This window comes from Pedococcus sp. P2_A3 (assembly GCF_056405035.1).
The window spans coordinates 60,217-76,138 of record NZ_JBFUCW010000013.1; the positions used below are offsets into that span (position 1 = coordinate 60,217).

The 15,922-nt window shown below is 70.0% G+C and carries 18 protein-coding genes; 11 read left to right on the plus strand and 7 right to left on the minus strand.

The features are described 5' to 3' along the window. Positions 1-198 precede the first annotated feature (198 nt). From AC1DX8_RS11840 to AC1DX8_RS11865, 6 genes are all read left to right on the plus strand, one after another. Positions 199-765, plus strand: a complete 567-nt coding sequence (locus AC1DX8_RS11840; protein WP_477630125.1) for a PadR family transcriptional regulator — start codon at positions 199-201, stop codon at positions 763-765. After that, positions 744-2,216 carry a DHA2 family efflux MFS transporter permease subunit gene (locus AC1DX8_RS11845; protein ID WP_477630126.1) on the plus strand — a complete coding sequence of 491 codons (1,473 nt, stop codon included), beginning with the start codon at positions 744-746 and terminating at the stop codon, positions 2,214-2,216. Before AC1DX8_RS11840 ends, AC1DX8_RS11845 begins: the two co-directional genes overlap by 22 nt. A gap of 82 nt (positions 2,217-2,298) precedes the next feature. Continuing rightward, a complete protein-coding gene (locus tag AC1DX8_RS11850) occupies positions 2,299-2,910 on the plus strand; it encodes a hypothetical protein (RefSeq protein WP_477630127.1) in 612 nt (203 codons plus the stop codon). A gap of 4 nt (positions 2,911-2,914) precedes the next feature. Further along, on the plus strand, positions 2,915-4,144 hold the full coding sequence (locus AC1DX8_RS11855; RefSeq protein ID WP_477630128.1) for a pyridoxal phosphate-dependent aminotransferase: 1,230 nt from the start codon (positions 2,915-2,917) through the stop codon (positions 4,142-4,144). 8 nt (positions 4,145-4,152) lie between these two features. Next, a complete protein-coding gene (locus tag AC1DX8_RS11860) occupies positions 4,153-4,554 on the plus strand; it encodes a fluoride efflux transporter FluC (RefSeq protein WP_477630129.1) in 402 nt (133 codons plus the stop codon). Then, complete coding sequence (locus tag AC1DX8_RS11865; protein ID WP_477630130.1) at positions 4,551-4,913, plus strand: fluoride efflux transporter FluC; 363 nt, start codon at positions 4,551-4,553, stop codon at positions 4,911-4,913. The genes AC1DX8_RS11860 and AC1DX8_RS11865 overlap by 4 nt, the downstream gene beginning before the upstream one ends. Positions 4,914-5,018: 105 nt before the next feature. On the opposite strand, the gene AC1DX8_RS11870 is transcribed toward AC1DX8_RS11865, so the two are convergent. Beyond that, positions 5,019-5,240 (minus strand): hypothetical protein, encoded by a 222-nt coding sequence (locus AC1DX8_RS11870; RefSeq protein ID WP_477630131.1) that lies wholly within the window; start codon positions 5,238-5,240, stop codon positions 5,019-5,021. Between the two features lie 149 nt (positions 5,241-5,389). On the opposite strand from AC1DX8_RS11870, the gene AC1DX8_RS11875 reads away from it, so the two are divergent. Together AC1DX8_RS11875 and AC1DX8_RS11880 are read left to right on the plus strand one after the other, a co-directional pair. Next, entirely contained in the window at positions 5,390-6,373 is a 984-nt protein-coding gene (locus tag AC1DX8_RS11875) for a helix-turn-helix transcriptional regulator (RefSeq protein ID WP_477630132.1), read from the plus strand. Positions 6,374-6,399: 26 nt separating this feature from the next. Next, positions 6,400-6,855, plus strand: a complete 456-nt coding sequence (locus AC1DX8_RS11880) for a VOC family protein (protein ID WP_477630133.1) — start codon at positions 6,400-6,402, stop codon at positions 6,853-6,855. Positions 6,856-6,886: 31 nt separating this feature from the next. Here the strand turns inward: AC1DX8_RS11880 and AC1DX8_RS11885 are convergent, their stop codons facing one another. The 5 genes from AC1DX8_RS11885 to AC1DX8_RS11905 form a co-directional block, all read right to left on the minus strand. Further along, entirely contained in the window at positions 6,887-7,972 is a 1,086-nt protein-coding gene (locus tag AC1DX8_RS11885) for a LacI family DNA-binding transcriptional regulator (protein WP_477630134.1), read from the minus strand. After that, positions 7,956-9,398 (minus strand): glycoside hydrolase family 13 protein, encoded by a 1,443-nt coding sequence (locus AC1DX8_RS11890; RefSeq protein ID WP_477630135.1) that lies wholly within the window; start codon positions 9,396-9,398, stop codon positions 7,956-7,958. Before AC1DX8_RS11890 ends, AC1DX8_RS11885 begins: the two co-directional genes overlap by 17 nt. Before the next feature lie 8 nt (positions 9,399-9,406). Further along, positions 9,407-10,225: a carbohydrate ABC transporter permease gene (locus AC1DX8_RS11895; RefSeq protein ID WP_477630136.1), complete on the minus strand. Its 819-nt coding sequence runs from the start codon at positions 10,223-10,225 to the stop codon at positions 9,407-9,409. Next, entirely contained in the window at positions 10,222-11,070 is an 849-nt protein-coding gene (locus AC1DX8_RS11900; protein ID WP_477630137.1) for a carbohydrate ABC transporter permease, read from the minus strand. Before AC1DX8_RS11900 ends, AC1DX8_RS11895 begins: the two co-directional genes overlap by 4 nt. 173 nt (positions 11,071-11,243) lie before the next feature. Beyond that, positions 11,244-12,527, minus strand: a complete 1,284-nt coding sequence (locus AC1DX8_RS11905; RefSeq protein WP_477630138.1) for an ABC transporter substrate-binding protein — start codon at positions 12,525-12,527, stop codon at positions 11,244-11,246. A gap of 152 nt (positions 12,528-12,679) precedes the next feature. Here AC1DX8_RS11905 and AC1DX8_RS11910 point away from each other — a divergent pair, with 152 nt between their 5' ends. After that, positions 12,680-13,684: a hypothetical protein gene (locus AC1DX8_RS11910; RefSeq protein WP_477630139.1), complete on the plus strand. Its 1,005-nt coding sequence runs from the start codon at positions 12,680-12,682 to the stop codon at positions 13,682-13,684. A 34-nt stretch (positions 13,685-13,718) separates the two neighbouring features. After that, on the plus strand, positions 13,719-13,904 hold the full coding sequence (locus tag AC1DX8_RS11915) for a hypothetical protein (RefSeq protein WP_477630140.1): 186 nt from the start codon (positions 13,719-13,721) through the stop codon (positions 13,902-13,904). A 17-nt stretch (positions 13,905-13,921) separates the two neighbouring features. Here the strand turns inward: AC1DX8_RS11915 and AC1DX8_RS11920 are convergent, their stop codons facing one another. Continuing rightward, a complete protein-coding gene (locus AC1DX8_RS11920; protein ID WP_477630141.1) occupies positions 13,922-14,761 on the minus strand; it encodes a UbiA family prenyltransferase in 840 nt (279 codons plus the stop codon). A gap of 78 nt (positions 14,762-14,839) precedes the next feature. On the opposite strand from AC1DX8_RS11920, the gene AC1DX8_RS11925 reads away from it, so the two are divergent. Then, positions 14,840-15,916: a type III polyketide synthase gene (locus AC1DX8_RS11925; protein WP_477630142.1), complete on the plus strand. Its 1,077-nt coding sequence runs from the start codon at positions 14,840-14,842 to the stop codon at positions 15,914-15,916. Positions 15,917-15,922 lie beyond the last annotated feature (6 nt).

Here is a 15,922-nt window from a genome sequence, read left to right on the forward strand (position 1 = left end):
GTGACCCGAGCGGCCCCGGCGCGCAGTGGTTCGACGTGCGCAGTGGACTGACGTGCGCAGTGGATCGACGGGCGCAGTGGATTGACGACCGTCGGGATCGGGTCCTATATTCCGCGTGGAATATTTCGGCCGGAACACGTGAGACCGACCCGCAGCCGGGCCGGCCGGTCGGATCGACCAGCGAAGGGAGTGCATCGCATGACGCTCACCCCGCTCGCGATAGCCGCCCTCGCCCTGCTCAACGAGCGCTCGATGCACCCCTACGAGATGTACCAGCTGCTGCTGGACCGCCACGAGGACCGCATCGTCCGCGTGACCCCGGGGTCGCTCTACCGCACCGTCGACCGGCTGACCGCCGACGGGATGGCCGAGGCCACCGGCACCGGCCGGGAGGGCAACCGCCCCGAGCGCACCACCTACGCCATCACCGACACCGGCCGGACGGCGCTGGTCACCCGCATCCGGGAGATCCTGCGCGAGCCGGTCAACGAGTTCCCGACCTTCGCCCTCGCCCTGGCGGAAGCGCACAACGCCCCTGCGAGCGCCGTCTGCGCCGACCTCCGCGACCACCTCGAGGTCATCGAGCGTGAGCTGTCCGACATCGACTGCCTCGTCGACAAGGCCAGGGCCCGCGAGGTGGCCGAGGCGTACTGGATCACCGCCGACTACATCCGCCACATGACGGTCGCCCAGCAGGACTGGATCAACGGCTTCATCACCCGACTCGAGAAAGGCGACCTGCCATGGCCGCACCCACAACCCTGAGGACCGACCTCCCCGCCGACTACCGCCCCTGGCCGGCCTTGTGGGCCATGGTGATCGGGTTCTTCATGATCCTCGTCGACTCCACGATCGTGTCGGTGGCGACGCCCGCGATCATGAAGGGCCTCGACTCCGACGTGAACAGCGTCATCTGGGTCACCTCCGCCTACCTGCTCGCGTATGCCGTGCCGTTGCTCATCACCGGCCGGCTCGGCGACCGGATCGGACCGAAGTACGTCTACCTCGCGGGTCTGGCGCTGTTCACGGTCGCCTCCCTGTGGTGTGGCCTGACCGGCAGCATCGAGATGCTCATCATCGCCCGCGTGGTGCAGGGGCTGGGCGCCTCGATGATGACCCCGCAGACGATGGCGGTGATCACCCGCACCTTCCCGGCCGCGTCCCGCGGCCAGGCGATGTCGCTGTGGGGCGCCACCGCCGGCGTCGCGATCCTGGTCGGCCCGCTGCTCGGCGGCCTGCTCGTCGACGGCCCCGGGTGGGAGTGGATCTTCTTCATCAACGTGCCGATCGGCATCGTCGCCTTCGTCCTCGCGATGCGCCTCGTGCCCAGGCTCGAGACCCACAGCCACACCTTCGACTGGGCCGGCGTCGCGCTCTCGGCGGTCGGGATGTTCCTGCTCGTCTTCGGCATCCAGGAGGGCGAGACCTACAACTGGGGCCAGATCACCGGCTTCCTCTCGGTGCCCTTGCTGATCATCGCCGGCCTGCTCATCTTCGGCCTCTTCATCTTCTGGCAGAGCCGGATCCGCACCGAGCCGCTGGTGCCCCTTGGCCTGTTCCGCGACCGCAACTTCTCCCTCTCCAACATCGCGATCAGCGCAGTCGGATTCTCCATCACCGGCATGGCCTTCCCGTTCATGCTCTACGCGCAGGTGGTGCGTGGCATGACGCCGACCAAGTCGGCGCTGCTGCTGGTCCCGATGGCCGTCCTGTCCGGCGCCCTGGCACCGGTGGCCGGCAAGCTGACCGACCGCATGCACCCGCGGACCATCACGGCCTTCGGCCTCGCGCTCTGCTCGGCCTCGCTCTTCTGGCTCAGCCGGGTCACCACGGTCGACAGCAAGACCTGGCTGCTGCTGCTCCCGATGGCTCTCATGGGGGTGGCCAACGCGTTCATGTGGGCGCCGCTGGCGGCGACCGCCACCCGCAACCTGCCACTGTCGTCGGCCGGGGCCGGTTCGGGCATCTACAACACCACCCGGCAGGTCGGGGCCGTCCTCGGCAGCGCTGCCATCGCCGCCCTCATCGAGGCCCGGCTCACCGCCAACCTGCCCGGCATGCCGCAGGACATGTCGCAGCGCACGGCCGGGGTGAAGCTCCCGCCGCAGATCGCGGACGGCTTCGCCACCGCGATGTCACAGACGTTGCTGCTGCCCGCGGCCGTGCTGCTCATCGGCGTGGTGGCCGCCCTCGCGTTCACCAAGCCGACCCACTGACGACACCGGACCACGGCACCGCCCGCCGTCCAGCGGTGGACCGACCACCCGCTGGCCACCCGCACCTGTCAGGCTGGCGCCCGTGCAGCGACTTCGTTTCACGGGCGCCATCGCCGGGGTCGGCTCGACCAGCGGCGTGCGGTTCGTCGTGGGGCGGTGGGACGACTCACCCCTCGGATCGTTCGCCGACGTCATGGTGGAGGACCCCTCGGGCCGCCGGACGCTCCTCGCACCGACTGCCGCGGTCGCCGACTTCGTCCAGCAGACCTACGCGTTCGACGAGGTGTGCACCACCCCGGTCTCCGTCGCGGTGACCGCGGACGGCTGGGACGTCTACGCAGACGGGCACCTCACGGCATACCTGGCCCTGGGAGCTCGTATGCCGCTCGGCTGGCTCCTGCGCGCCGTCCCGCGCCGAGTGGCCGCCGCGCCGGCCTGGGCCACCGTCATCGACCCCGTCGCCCGGGTCGTCATGCGCGGCGTGCGCACCCGGGGCACGGCGCTGGAGGGCCGGCGCGAGTGGTACGGCGCCACCGACCTGCACGCGGTGACGAGTCTCGCGGGCGCTTGGCGGGGCGTCCCGCTGGGCCAGCTCGCCGACGTCGACCCGCCGTGTCGGTTCGGGTTCAGCTCGACACCGACTCGCCCGGGGGTGACCACCGTCGTGACGACGGTCGAAGTGCTGGGAGACTGAACCCGTGCGCCGCATCACGCAGTCCCGCAAGCTCCACCAGGTCCGCTATGACGTGCGCGGGCCGATCCTCGAGGAGGCCCAGAAGCTCGAGGCCGAGGGGCACAAGATCCTCAAGCTCAACATCGGCAACCCCGCGCCGTTCGGCTTCGAGGCCCCGCAGGCGATCCTCCAGGACATGGTCCACCACCTGCCCAACTCGCAGGGCTACAGCGACTCGCGAGGCATCTACTCCGCCCGCACCGCTGTCGCGCACTACTACCAGTCGCGGGGGCTGACCGACACGCACGTTGACGACATCTACATCGGCAACGGCGTCTCCGAGCTCATCTCGATGGTGCTCACGGCGTTCGTCGACGAAGGCAACGAGATCCTCGTCCCGGCGCCCGACTACCCGCTGTGGACGGGCGCCGTCACCCTGGCCGGGGGGACGCCGGTCCACTACCGGTGCGACGAGTCCAACGGCTGGAACCCCGACCTCGCCGACATCGAGGCGAAGATCACCGAGAACACCCACGCGCTCGTCGTGATCAACCCCAACAACCCCACCGGCGCGGTCTACAGCGACGAGGTGGTCCGCGGCATGGCCGACATCGCCCGACGCCACAACCTCGTGCTGATGTCCGACGAGATCTACGAGAAGATCCTGTTCGCCGACGACGTGAACCACCCGGTCCACCACCACACCGCGACGTTCGCGGGTGATGACGTGCTCTGCCTGACCTTCAGCGGGCTGTCCAAGGCCTACCGGGTCTGCGGCTACCGCGCGGGCTGGGTGATGGTCTCGGGCCCCAAGGAGCTGGCCACCGACTTCCTCGAGGGCCTGACGCTCCTCGCGAACATGCGCATGTGCGCCAACGTCCCCGGGCAGCACGCGATCCAGACGGCACTGGGCGGTTACCAGTCGATCGAGGAGTACATCCACCCGGGCGGCCGCTTCTACGAGCAGAGCAAGACCGCGTGGCGGCTGCTCAACGAGATCCCCGGCGTCTCCTGCGTCGAGCCCCATGGCGCCCTCTACTGCTTCCCGCGGCTCGACCCCGAGGTCTACCCCATCGAGGACGACCAGGCGTTCGTCATCGACCTGTTGCGGGCCAAGAAGATCCTCGTGACCCATGGCACCGGGTTCAACTGGTTCGAGCCCGACCACTTCCGCCTCGTGACCCTCCCCGACGTCGAGGTCCTCACCGAGGCGATCGGGCGGATCGCAGACTTCCTGGAGACCCAGCGCTCCTGATGGACGTCGTGCGCCGAGGTGACTCAGGGCTGCTCGCGGCCGTCGCCGCGGGTGGTGTGGTGGGCTCCCTGGGCCGGTATGCCGTGGGGCTGGCGCTCCCCCACGGCTCCGGCTCGTTCGCGTGGTCGACGTTCCTCGTCAACGTCACGGGGTCGCTCGCCATGGGGGTGCTCGTGGTGTGGGTGCTCGCCATGGCCCGACCGCACCCGTGGCTGCGACCGTTCCTCGGCGTCGGGGTGCTGGGTGGGTGGACGACCTTCTCGTCCTACGCGCTGGACGTCCACGCGCTGGTGCAGTCGGGGCACGGACTCGTCGCCGCGGCATACCTCGTGGGGTCCCTGGTCGTCGGCATCGTGGCGGTGGGTCTCGGGATCACGCTCGGCGAACGGCTGTTCGGGCGGCGTCCGTGACGGGCGCCGACGCGTTGCTGGTGCTGGGGGGTGCGGCGGTCGGTGCGCCGGTGCGGTTCCTCGTGGACCGGTGGGCGCGCGAGCACACCCGCGCCGGCACCATCCTCGGGACACTCGTCGTGAACGTCGCGGGGTCGTTCGTCCTCGGCCTCGTGGCGGGCGTGCCCCACCCGGCCGAGTGGCTGGTGCCGTTGGTGGGCATCGGGTTCTGTGGCGCGCTGACGACGTTCTCCACGCTGGCCTTCGAGACCTGGGTGTTCCTCGAGGAACGGGCGTGGAAGCCGTTTGCCGCCAACCTGGCGCTCACGCTCGGACTCGGCCTCCCCGCGGTCTGGCTCGGGTACCTGCTCACGTCCTGACCCTCAGACGGGGCGCGCGTGCCGACCGCCGGGGCGTCGACGCAGCATCATGGGTTCAAGGAGACCGCCGAGGCTGACGAGCGCGAACGGGCCACACCCAGAGGGTCAGGAGTCCGGTGACCAGGAGCGGGGCAGCCCAGGCGAACGCCAGGTCGGGGCCACAGGCGCTGGGTCCTTCGGGGTGCACACGGTGTGGTCGGTCGCGATGCTGAGGACCACTCCCGCCACGGCGAGCCCGACGACCAGCCAGGGCGGCCAGACGGGCATGCGGGCCTGCGTCCAGCGACGTGCGGTGTCCGCGGTGACGGGCTGCGGAGAGTTCGGCACCACCGAAGGATGGCAGTCCCCGCCTCGGGTCGAGAGGGCACGACACGCTGACCGGGAGGTCCCGCGGCCAGCGTGTCGTGCACGCTCGACGTGAGCGGTAGGGGGGCTTCCGGCCACTTCCTGACCGCTATCTCGGGCATCCTGAACGCGTGGCCAACACCAGCTCCCGCACGCTGCGACTGCTCTCCCTGCTCCAGACCCACCGGTTCTGGGCCGGGCCCGAGCTCGCCGGCCGGCTCGAGGTGTCGGAGCGCACGCTGCGTCGTGACGTCGAGCGGCTGCGCGAGCTCGGCTACCCCGTCGACTCCGTCCGTGGGGTAGAGGGCGGCTACCAGCTCGGCGCCGGCGCGACGATGCCGCCACTGACCGTCGACGAGGACGAGGCGATCGCGATGGTGGTGGCGCTCAACGGCGCGGCTCAGCTCACCGCCGGCGCACTGTCGGAGGCGTCGGTCAGCGCCCTGTCGAAGGTGGTGCAGGTGCTACCGCCCAAGCTGCGCCGCCGGGCCGAGGCGTTGCGGGCCGTGACGGACGACTCACCCTTCTCGGAGGCGCCTGCGGTGCATGCCGACGTCCTGGCGGCCGTGGCCCAGGCGACCCGTGACACCGAGCGGATCCGGTTCACCTACGAGGCGCGCGGCGGCCAGGGGGCCGGCGAGGCCGTCCGGCGCCACGTCGAGCCGCATCGCCTCGTCACGGTCGGCCGCCGCTGGTACCTGCTCGCCTACGACCTCGACCGACAGGACTGGCGCTCGTTCCGCCTCGACCGCCTCACCGAGCCGTTGGGCACCCGATCCCGCTTCCGGCCGCGCGAGGTACCCGGAGGCGATGCGGCGGCATACGTGCGAAAGGGACTGTCCCGCAACGAAACCCGCGTCGTCGTGCGCGCGGTCGTCCAGGCGCCGGCAGAGCAAGTGGCGAAACGCACCGGCCGGTGGGCGACGGTCTCGCCGATCGACGACACGTCGTGCCGGCTGGAGATGGACGCGGTGCACCCTGGCTGGGCGGCGTTCGGACTGGGGGCGGTCGACGCGCCGTTCGAGCTGGAGGAGGCCACACCGGAGGTGCTCGACGTGCTTCGCCTGTGGTCGGCGCGCTTCACCGAGGCCGCCGGCCCGGGGCCGACCGCCTGACGGACCCCGGTGCGACACTGCCCCGCATGACGGCGAACTGGCACCTCACGATCGACTGCGAAGACAGCGCCCGCCTGGTGGCGTTCTGGTGCGAGGCACTCGGCTACGTGCCCGAACCGGCGCCCGACGGCTGGGACTCGTGGCTCGACTACTGGCGCGCGGGCGGCCTCCCGGACGAGGAGCTGGTGGGCGCCGAGGCCGGCAGCGGGGCGATCGTCGACCCTGACGGAGTGCGGCCGCGCATCTGGTTCCAGGAGGTTCGGGAGCCCAAGGAGGTCAAGAACCGCCTGCACGTGGACGTCAGGCACACGCCTGGCCGCGAGGCGATGCCGTATGCCGAGCGGCGGGCCAGCGTCGACGCGGAGGTCGAGCGGCTGGTCGGGCTGGGCGCGAGCATCGCCTACCGCAACGCCCCTGACGGTGCGGACTACTACGCGGTGACGCTGCGCGACCCCGAGGGAAACGAGTTCTGTGTCGTGTGAAGCGTGTGCCGGATGACTCTGCCCCCTCTGCTCACTCAGCCCCGCCGAGGGCCGTCCGGGGTGGGGCGGTCGACTCCCTGACGATCAGGGAGGTGTGTAGCTTCTGGTGCGGGTGCCGAGCGTTTCCCCGGATAGCCGCGACGAGGAAGTCCGCCGCGACGCGTCCCTTGGCCTCGATGGGCTGACGGACGGTCGTCAGCCGCGGGCGCAACCAGAGCGCCTCCGGCTGGTCGTCGTAGCCAGCGACGGACACCTGGGTGGGCACGTCGATCTTGAGCTCGTAGGCCGCGTCGAGGACACCGGCGGCGAGGATGTCGGACAGCGCGAACACGGCCGTCGGACGGTCCGGGTCGCCGAGGATGCGCAGGCCGGCCTTGTATCCCTCCCCGCGGGTGCAGGGAGCCTCGACGACCTGGAGCCTGACGTCCTCCCGGCTGAGGCCCGCATCCTTGAGGGCGTCGTCGATGCCAGCCATCCTGCGCCCCAAAGGACCCCGATAGCCCTCCGGACCGCGGTCGGGTCCGGCTTCGGGCCCGGCGTCGAACGCGAGCACCGTGATGGTGCGATGGCCGAGCTCGATCAGGTGCGCCATCATGTCGGCGGCTCCGGTGCGGTCGTCGACCTCGACGCTCGGGAGGTTCTCGGTGCTCTCGCTGTCAACAAGCACGAACGGGACGCCGCGACGCTCCAGCTCGGCGACCTCTCCGCGGTCGCGCTCGAGCCCGGCCACGATGAAGCCGTCCACCGCGGCATACGGAATGGCCTCGAGCATCGAGTTGCGAAGGGGTGGGGCGAGCAGCAGGGTGAAGCCCTCTTGGTGGCACACCTGCCCCACACCAATGAGGAATTGGGCGTAGTAGGGGTTCTCCATCGCCTGCGAGATGTCCTGCGGCAGCAGGATCCCCAGTGAGTGGGTGCGCCCTTGGACGAGCATGCGCGCCAGCGGGTCGGGGCGGTAGCCGATGTCGGCGGCGATGCGCAGGATCTTGTCCCTCGTCGCCCCGGACAAGCGCGATGGGTCGTTGAACGCGAAGGACACCGACGTGCGGGAGACCCCGGCCGCTTCGGCGACCTCCTTCGCCGATGCCCGTTTGGGCCCGTCAGTCGAGCCTGACAACCGAAACCCCCGTTCCGGGCACCCGGATGGCGTCACACGCCACGCGTTGGCCCGTCAGTAGATCTACTCCCCCACGGCCGGAATGGCCTTGGATCGCGATGCAGTCCTCGGTCCTCGCGCGGTTCGCCACGACGAGCACGTCCCCATCCTCGTGGTGCCGGAGCCTCACGATCGTGTTTTCCGTCGCTTGGACCGTCGACTCGGTGCCTCGCCGCAGGGCGATGTTCTCGCGACGCAGGCGCGCCAGCGTGGTCAGCCACTCGAGGATCCCCCTGTTCCAGGCCTGCTCGTCCCACAGCATCGCACCGCGACAGTCAGGATCGTTGAATCCGGCCATCCCGACCTCGTCGCCGTAGTAGACCATCGGGGCGCCTTCAGCGGTGAACAGCAGGGCGTAGGCGAGCTTCACGGCTGCGACGTCACCGCCCACATGGGTCAGCACGCGCTCGGTGTCGTGGCTGCCCAGGAGGTTGAGCATGAGCCCCTTGCGGTCGGCCGGGATCTCGGTGTCGATGGCCTCGAGCTCGGCGGCGAACGACTCGCCACCGCCGCGCCACTCGGACACGAACGACAGGATGGCATCCCGGAGCCGGTAGTTCATCGCGGCGTCGGACGTCGCACCGGTCGTCCACTCGGTGGCCTTCTCCCACACCTCGGCCACGATGTACTGAGACGGATCATGACCCTTGACCACGGCGCGGAACTGCTCCCAGAACGGCTCGTTCTCGAGCATGTAGGGGACGTCGAGGCGCCAACCGTCGATCCCTGAGCTCATCCACTTCTGCACGGCCCCGAAGAGGTACTCACGGACCTGTGGGTTCTGCACGTTGAGCTTGGGCAGATACCAGCACCCCGAACAGGTCTGGTAGTTCGGGACGGGGTGCGCGGTGACCGGGAAGTCCTGGACGAGGAACCAGTTGACGTAGTCCGACTGGCCCTCGTTGGCAATGACGTCCTGGAAGAACGGGTGGTCGTAGCCACAATGGTGGAACACAGCGTCCAGCAGCACCCGGATGTCCTTGTCGTGCGCGGTCTCGAGAAACGTGCTGAATGCCGCCTCGCCTCCGAGCCGAGGGTCGATGGAGTAGTAGTCCGTGGCGTCGTACCGGTGGTTGGTCGAGGAGCTGAACACCGGCGTGAGGTAGAGCGCGTTGACCCCCATCGCCTGGAGGTGACCTAACCTGTCGGTGACTCCCGCCAGGTCACCCCCCATCAGGTTGTCGCGGGTGGGCGCACTGCCCCAGGGGACGACTCCCTCAGGATCCGTGGAGGGGTCCGCGTTGTCGAAGCGCTCAGGGAAGATCTGGTAGAACACGGCGTCGCGGACCCAGTCCGGGCCGGGTCGGGCGTCGACAGCGTCCGAGGTGGTCGCGGCGACGGAGTCGTGGCCGGTCGAGCCATCGAGGGCGGGCGTGGGCATGGGCATCGGGCGGTTCACTCCTTGACTCCGGTCGCGGCAAGTCCGCGGACCAGGCTTCGCTGCAGGTAGAGGAAGATGATGACGGCCGGGACCGCCGCGATGACCGTGCCCGCCATCAGGTAGTGCGGGTAGGGGCCGTACTTGCTGGTGAACGCGGCGAGCCCGAGCTGGATGGTGCGGTACTGGTCGTCGCTCGTGACGAGGAGCGGCCAGAGGAAGTCGTTCCACGCGAAGAGGAAGCTGAAGACCGCGACGCTGGCGAGGGCCGGCTTGCACAGGGGCAGGAGCACCTTGGTGAGCACCTGGATCCGGTTGGCCCCGTCGAGGCGCGCCGCCTCGTCGAGCTCGCGCGGGAGCGACATGAGGTAGCTGCGCAGCACGACGATGCCGAACACGTCGGCGAGCCGCGGCACGATGAGGGCGGCGTAGCTGTTGAACCAGCCGAAACGGATGACCAGGTCGAATGCCGGCAGGATCGTGAGGAACGTCGGGACCAGCATGGTGGCCACCAGCCCGAGGAAGACTACGTTGCGACCGGGGAACCGCAGGCGTGCCAGGGCGTAGGCCGCGAGGGTGTCGAGCACCAGGTGGCCGACGACGATGCCTGCGGCCATCACAACCGAGTTGATGTAGTAGTGGGCAAACGGAGCAGCAGCGAGGGCCTGGGGGTAGTTGCCCCACTCGAACTGTGCGGGGATGAAGTACGGCGCCACGTTGACCTTGTCGACGGTCTTGAGGCTGGTCGTCAGCATCCAGGCGAAGGGAGCCACCACTGCCAGGCTGATGAGCAGCAGCACGAGGTGCCGCCCGGCGAGCCTCAGCGGCGCGCTCATGCCTCACCCCGTCCGCCGAGGCGCCACTGGATCCAGGTCAGGGCGAAGACGAGGGCGAAGCCGGCGTACGCGACGGTCGCGCCGTAGCCGAACTGGCCCGTGACGAACGCCGTCCGGTAGACGAGGAATCCCATGACCTCGGTCCCGCCCAGAGGCCCACCGGCGGTGAGCTGGTAGACGAGGTCGAAGCTCTGGAACGTCGTCACCAACGCCTGCACGACGACGAAGAAGGTCATCGGCGCGAGGAGGGGGACGGTGATGTGCCGCATCCGTTGCCATGGGGTGGCCCCGTCCAGCGCCGCGGCCTCGTAGACAGAGGCGGGGATGGTCTGCAACGCCGTGAGGTAGAGCACGGTGTTGAGGCCCAACTGCTTCCAGACCGTGAGGAGTGTGAGGCTGACGAGGGCCAGGTGCGGGTCGCCCAGCCAGCTCGGCGACCCGAGGCCAACCGCCGACAGGCCGGCGTTGACGGGTCCGGAGACGTCGAAGAGGTAGCGCCACACCGCAGCTGCCGCGATCGACGAGGTGACCACCGGGAGGAAGAAGGCAGTCCGGTAGATCGCCCGGCCACGGAACGCCCCGTTGAGCAACGTGGCACCGCCGATCCCCGTCAGCACACTCAGGGCACACACCCCCAGGCCGTAGAGGGCGGTGACGATCATCGAGTTGCGGAAGGACGAATCCCCGGCCAGCTTCACGTAGTTGTCGAGCCCCACGAAGGGTTTGTCGGGGGTGAGCCCGTCCCAATCCGTCAGCGACAGCAGTCCGGTCGAGACGAGTGGGTAGACCACGAACAGCCCGATGACGGCCAGCGCAGGCGCCAGGCACAGGGCTGCGGTGAGCACCTCAGCGCGGTTGTACCGCGTGCGCTTTCGAAGGAGTTGTGGCTCCCGCCTCCGCTTCGCCGTGTCTGGGCCGGTCCCCGGCTGCGCCGCCGACGACGAGGGCGTGGTGGGCAGGCCGACGGGGTCTCCGGGGGGACGACACCGCATCATCGACGTGCCCACCACGCGGTCCGTCACTTGCCCGAGAGGATCGTGTTGACCTCGGACTCGGCGTCAGCAAGGGCCGCGTCGACCGACTTGCCGTGCAGCGCCTGCTCGACCTCCTTGGCGAAAGCCAGGGACACCTGCGGGTAGAGGGGCGTGGCCGGGCGAGCCTTGGCCGTCGGGAGTGCGTCGACGAACGGCTGGAGCTCGGGAAGCGTGGTCCTGACGAACTCCTTGTATGCCGCCGAGTCCGCGACGGACTTGCGCACCGGCAGGAAGCCGGTCTTCTCGCTCCACGACAGGTTCTGCGCCGGGTCGACGAACCAGGTCAGGAAGTCAGCCGCCGCCTTCTGCTTCGCCTTGACCGGAGTGAACACGACGGCCTGCTCGCCACCCATGTTCGTCGCCGGCTGGCCGTCCGCGGGGTGCGGGATCTGGGCCACGCCGAAGTCGAACGGGGGCTTGGGCTTCCAGATGCCTGCCATCCACGAACCCTCTTGGGCCGAAGACGCCTTGCCCTTCTCGAACTCTCCCCACGGGGCGAGGGGGCTGTCCTTGGTCTTCACCAAGTCCACCCAGTACTGCAGCGCCTTCTTGCCCGAGGCGGAGTTGAAGGCTGCCTTGCTGTTGTCGGCGTTGAGGAACTCTCCCCCCGCCTGCCAGAGCGACACCTGGAAGTTCCAGGTCACGCCCTCGCCGTCGGTGCCGGGCGTCGTGAACAGCTCGAAGCCGGGCTTGCCGGTCTTGGCGCGGATCTTCGCCGATGCGGCCTGCACCTCCTCCCACGTCTTGGGCGGGTTGGCGGGGTCGAGGCCGGCCTTCGTGAAGTCGGTCTTGTTGTACATCCAGGCCAGCGTGTTCGAGGACACCGGGATGGAGACCTGCTTGCCGTTCTCGCTGCCGAACTTGAGCATCTCGGGGTAGACGTCCGACCAGGTGCCCGCGGGCACCAGTCCCTTGAGGTCGACGGCCCTGCCGGTCTTGGCCATCCGGGGCACGGTGACCAGGTCGCCGATCACCACGTCCGGCAGGGTGCGCGACTGGGCCGCTGCCTGGAGCTTGGTCAGCAGGTCTGCCCCGGGGACGTTCACCAGCTTGATCGTGGTGTTCGGGTGGGCACCCTCATACGTCTTGGCCATCGACGCGAAGGTGTCCGCGTTGTTGCCGTCCCAGTAGTGCCAGACCGTGAGCTCCGCCTTGCCGCCGGACGAGCCGCCAGCGTCTTTCGTGGCCGTGCCGCCGCACGCTGCGGTGGCCGCGACGCCCACCATGGCTGCGATGGCGACGGCAACTCGGACAGACTTCGTTGTCATGTGATCCTCCGGTTAGTAAAGCGAATTACTAACCGCAAACCATGGTCCCGCCCAACCCCGTTGTCAAGGCTCGGCGAGACCGAATTCTCAGGCCGCGCCGGCCCGCAGCGTGGTGTGGCCGAACAGGGGGGACCACCTGAGAGGGTGGCGTCGTGCTCACCACGAACGACGTCGCCAAGTGCGAGGCCTGGTTCGACTCCCATGGCCTGCCCTACTTCGTCGAGTCCGGGCACGACGCGATCCAACGGGCCCTCGTGCCTCGCATCGTGGGCCTCTGGGCCGTGCTGGCCGCCATCCCCGCCGTGCTCGTCACGGTGGTCGCGCTCAACCTCGACGCGGGCGTCGGCGAGGCGGTGGCGGCCGGACTGTTCACCGCGGCGGTCGTCGCGCTCGGCCGTGCGATCCGGGTGTTCCGGGTGGGGCGGATCGGCCGCTGGGCTCTCGCGCACGCTTGGGAGAACCGGTCGCTGATCGGCCCGCTCGCGACACGCGCGCTGCCGTTCCTGCTGCTGTTCATCACCTTCCTGTTCATCAACACCGAGGTCTGGCAGGTGTCGGCGGCGCTGCCGCGGCCGTTGCTGTGGGTGTGCGTCGGGATCTTCGTCCTGCTCGCGGTCRCCTTCCTGGCGCCCTCGTTCCGCAGCGAGATCGAGCGCGTCGGCGCGGAGGTGGAGGGAGAGCAGCTCGCGGCCACCTGCGTCGGCACCCCGGTGGCCTCCGCGGCACGCGAGATCCTGGCCGAGCCGCACCTGGCCACCGAGGTCGCCGGCATCAGGCTCCCCCCGCTGCAACGACGCAACCTCATGCTCATGCTTTTCATCGCGCAGGCGATCCAGATGCTGTCGCTGGTGATGATCGTCTTCGGGTTCTTCGTCGTCTTCGGCTCGATCGCCATCCGCCCCAGCGTGATCGAGGTCTGGGTCGGCTCGCCTCCGCACTACACCGGGCCGTTCCACCTGATCAGTGACGAGCTGTTCTCGGTCGCCATCTTCCTGTCCGCGTTCGCGGGGCTCTACTTCACCGTGCAGGCCGTGATCGACCAGAACTACCGGCGCGAGTTCTTCACCCGCATCCAGGACGACCTGCAGCGCGCGATCGGCGTCCGCAAGGTCTACGTCGCCCTCCGCGCCCACCTCGCGACGGACCGCGCCGCCTGAGCTGCGCCGCCCGAAGACGGCATAGGCTCACCACGTGAACCCACGCCTCGCGCTCGGCATCGGCATCCTGCTCGTCCTCGTCGGGGTCCTCTGGACGCTGCAGGGCCTCGACATCGTCGGGGGCAGCGGCATGAGCGGGGTCGCGATCTGGGCCGTGATCGGGCCGTTCGTGGCGCTGATCGGCATCGTGGTCGCGCTCGGGGCACGCCGCAAGCGCTGACCCTGCACGCCTCGCAGTCAGCGCAGGACCAGCACCGCGACGTCGACCAGGGCGATCGCGATCGCCGCGAGGAAGGGCGCCTTTCCGCGACCGACCACGGCCACGACCGCGAGCGCCGCGCAGGCGCCCAGGCCGACCCAGGCCCCCGCCGGCACACCGCCACCCGGCCCGAAGGTCGCCACCACCGACCCGACGAGCAGCACCCCGGGCGCGAGCACCCGCACCGGCCCGGCGCCCAGCCGCTGGGGCAGGCCACGGACTCCCGTGGCGTCGTCATCCGCGAGGTCGGGCAACGCGTTGAGCAGGTGGGCGCCGACCCCGAGAACCGCTCCGGTGACGATCATCCAGACGGGCGGCCAGGCGCGGAGGGGAGCAGCGAGGGAGACGACGGCGGGCAGCGCACCGAACGCCACGGCATACGGCAACGCCGACCAGGCGGTGCGCTTGAGGCCGAGGTTGTACGCCCAGCCGCTCCCGACCCCGAGCAGGAGGTGCACCGCGGCCGAGCGCCAGCCGCAGGCGAGCGACAACACGACACAGGAAGCCCCGGCGACTCCGATCGCCTTGCGCACCAACCCTTCCGTGAGCTCGCCGCGAGCCAGCGGCTTGTCGTCTCGGGCCACCGCCCGGTCGCGGGCCGCGTCGATGAGGTCGTTCGACCACCCGATAGTGAGCTGGCCGGTGAAGACCGCGGCGGTGACGAGCACCCCTGACCCGACGGCGTGGCCGAGCGCGACGGCGAGCAGTGCCGTGAGCACGGTGACCGCGAGCGTCGGCCCTGGGTGGCACGCCCGCACCAGCGCGGTGGGAGAGGTCGTCGACGCGGGTCGCGACGCGGACACCGGCTCGCTGGGCACGGTCTCACCCTAGGCGGAGCGGGTCCGCCGGACGCCCCGACTCGGCACGACCGCGGATCGTGTGCCTACGCTCTCCTCGTGAGCCGCATCGTGTCCGTCGCCGGGGTCCTGCCCGAGCACCGCTACGCCCAGGCCGACGTGACTGCCGCCTTCGCGAGCGTCCTGGGCGCGCACGGCGTCGACCGGCTGCTGCTCGAGCGGATCCACGCCAACGCCGGCGTGAGTCACCGTCACCTGGCCCTTCCGTTGGAGCGGTATGCCGCGTTGCGCGACTTCGGGGAGGCCAACGACGAGTTCATCGCAGCCGCCGTGGACCTCGGCGCCGAGGCCGTCGTCGATGCCCTCAAGGCCGCAGGACTGACCCCCACCGACGTCGACCTGATCGTCTCGACGACCGTGACCGGGCTCGCGGTGCCCTCGCTCGAGGCCCGCATCGCCGCTCGCATCGGCCTGCGCCCGGACGTCAAGCGGGTGCCGATCGTGGGTCTGGGGTGCGTGGCCGGCGCCGCGGGCGTCGCCCGCGTGCACGACCACCTCCTCGGACACCCCGACGACGTCGCGGTCCTGCTGTCGGCGGAGCTGTGCAGCCTCACGGTCCAGCGCGACGACACCTCGACCGCCAACCTCGTCGCGAGCGGGTTGTTCGGCGACGGCGCCGCAGCCGTGGTCATGGTGGGCACGGAACGGGCCACCGAGCTCGGTGACTCGGGCCACGACCTCCGCGTGCTGGCGACGCGGAGCCGGATGTACCCCGACAGCGAGCGCGCGATGGGCTGGGACGTCGGCGCGACCGGGCTGCGCATCGTGCTGGGCGTCGAGGTGCCGGAGCTGGTGCGGGCCAACCTCGGCGAGGACGTCGACGGCTTCCTCGCGACACACGGGCTCACCCGCGCCGACATCGGCTTCTGGGTCGCCCATCCCGGCGGCCCCAAGGTGCTGGAGGCGATGGCCGAAGCCCTCGAGCTCCCACGGGATGCGCTGGGCGTGACCTGGGACTCCCTCGACCGGATCGGCAACCTCTCGTCGGCCTCGGTCCTGCACGTCCTGGCCGACACGCTGCGCGAGCGGCCGCCGCACCCGGGGTCGCACGGGGTCCTGATGGCCATGGGTCCGGGGTTCTGCCTCGAGATGGTGCTTCTTCGAGCGGCGGGCTGAGGGGCG

Coding starts and splice junctions, on each gene's coding strand:
- AC1DX8_RS11905 (WP_477630138.1), bottom strand. CDS start 12,527: ATGACAACGAAGTCTGTCCGAGTTGCCGTCGCCATCGCAGCCATGGTG.
- AC1DX8_RS11840 (WP_477630125.1), top strand. CDS start 199: ATGACGCTCACCCCGCTCGCGATAGCCGCCCTCGCCCTGCTCAACGAG.
- AC1DX8_RS11880 (WP_477630133.1), top strand. CDS start 6,400: ATGACGGCGAACTGGCACCTCACGATCGACTGCGAAGACAGCGCCCGC.
- AC1DX8_RS11890 (WP_477630135.1), bottom strand. CDS start 9,398: ATGCCCATGCCCACGCCCGCCCTCGATGGCTCGACCGGCCACGACTCC.
- AC1DX8_RS11845 (WP_477630126.1), top strand. CDS start 744: ATGGCCGCACCCACAACCCTGAGGACCGACCTCCCCGCCGACTACCGC.
- AC1DX8_RS11895 (WP_477630136.1), bottom strand. CDS start 10,225: ATGAGCGCGCCGCTGAGGCTCGCCGGGCGGCACCTCGTGCTGCTGCTC.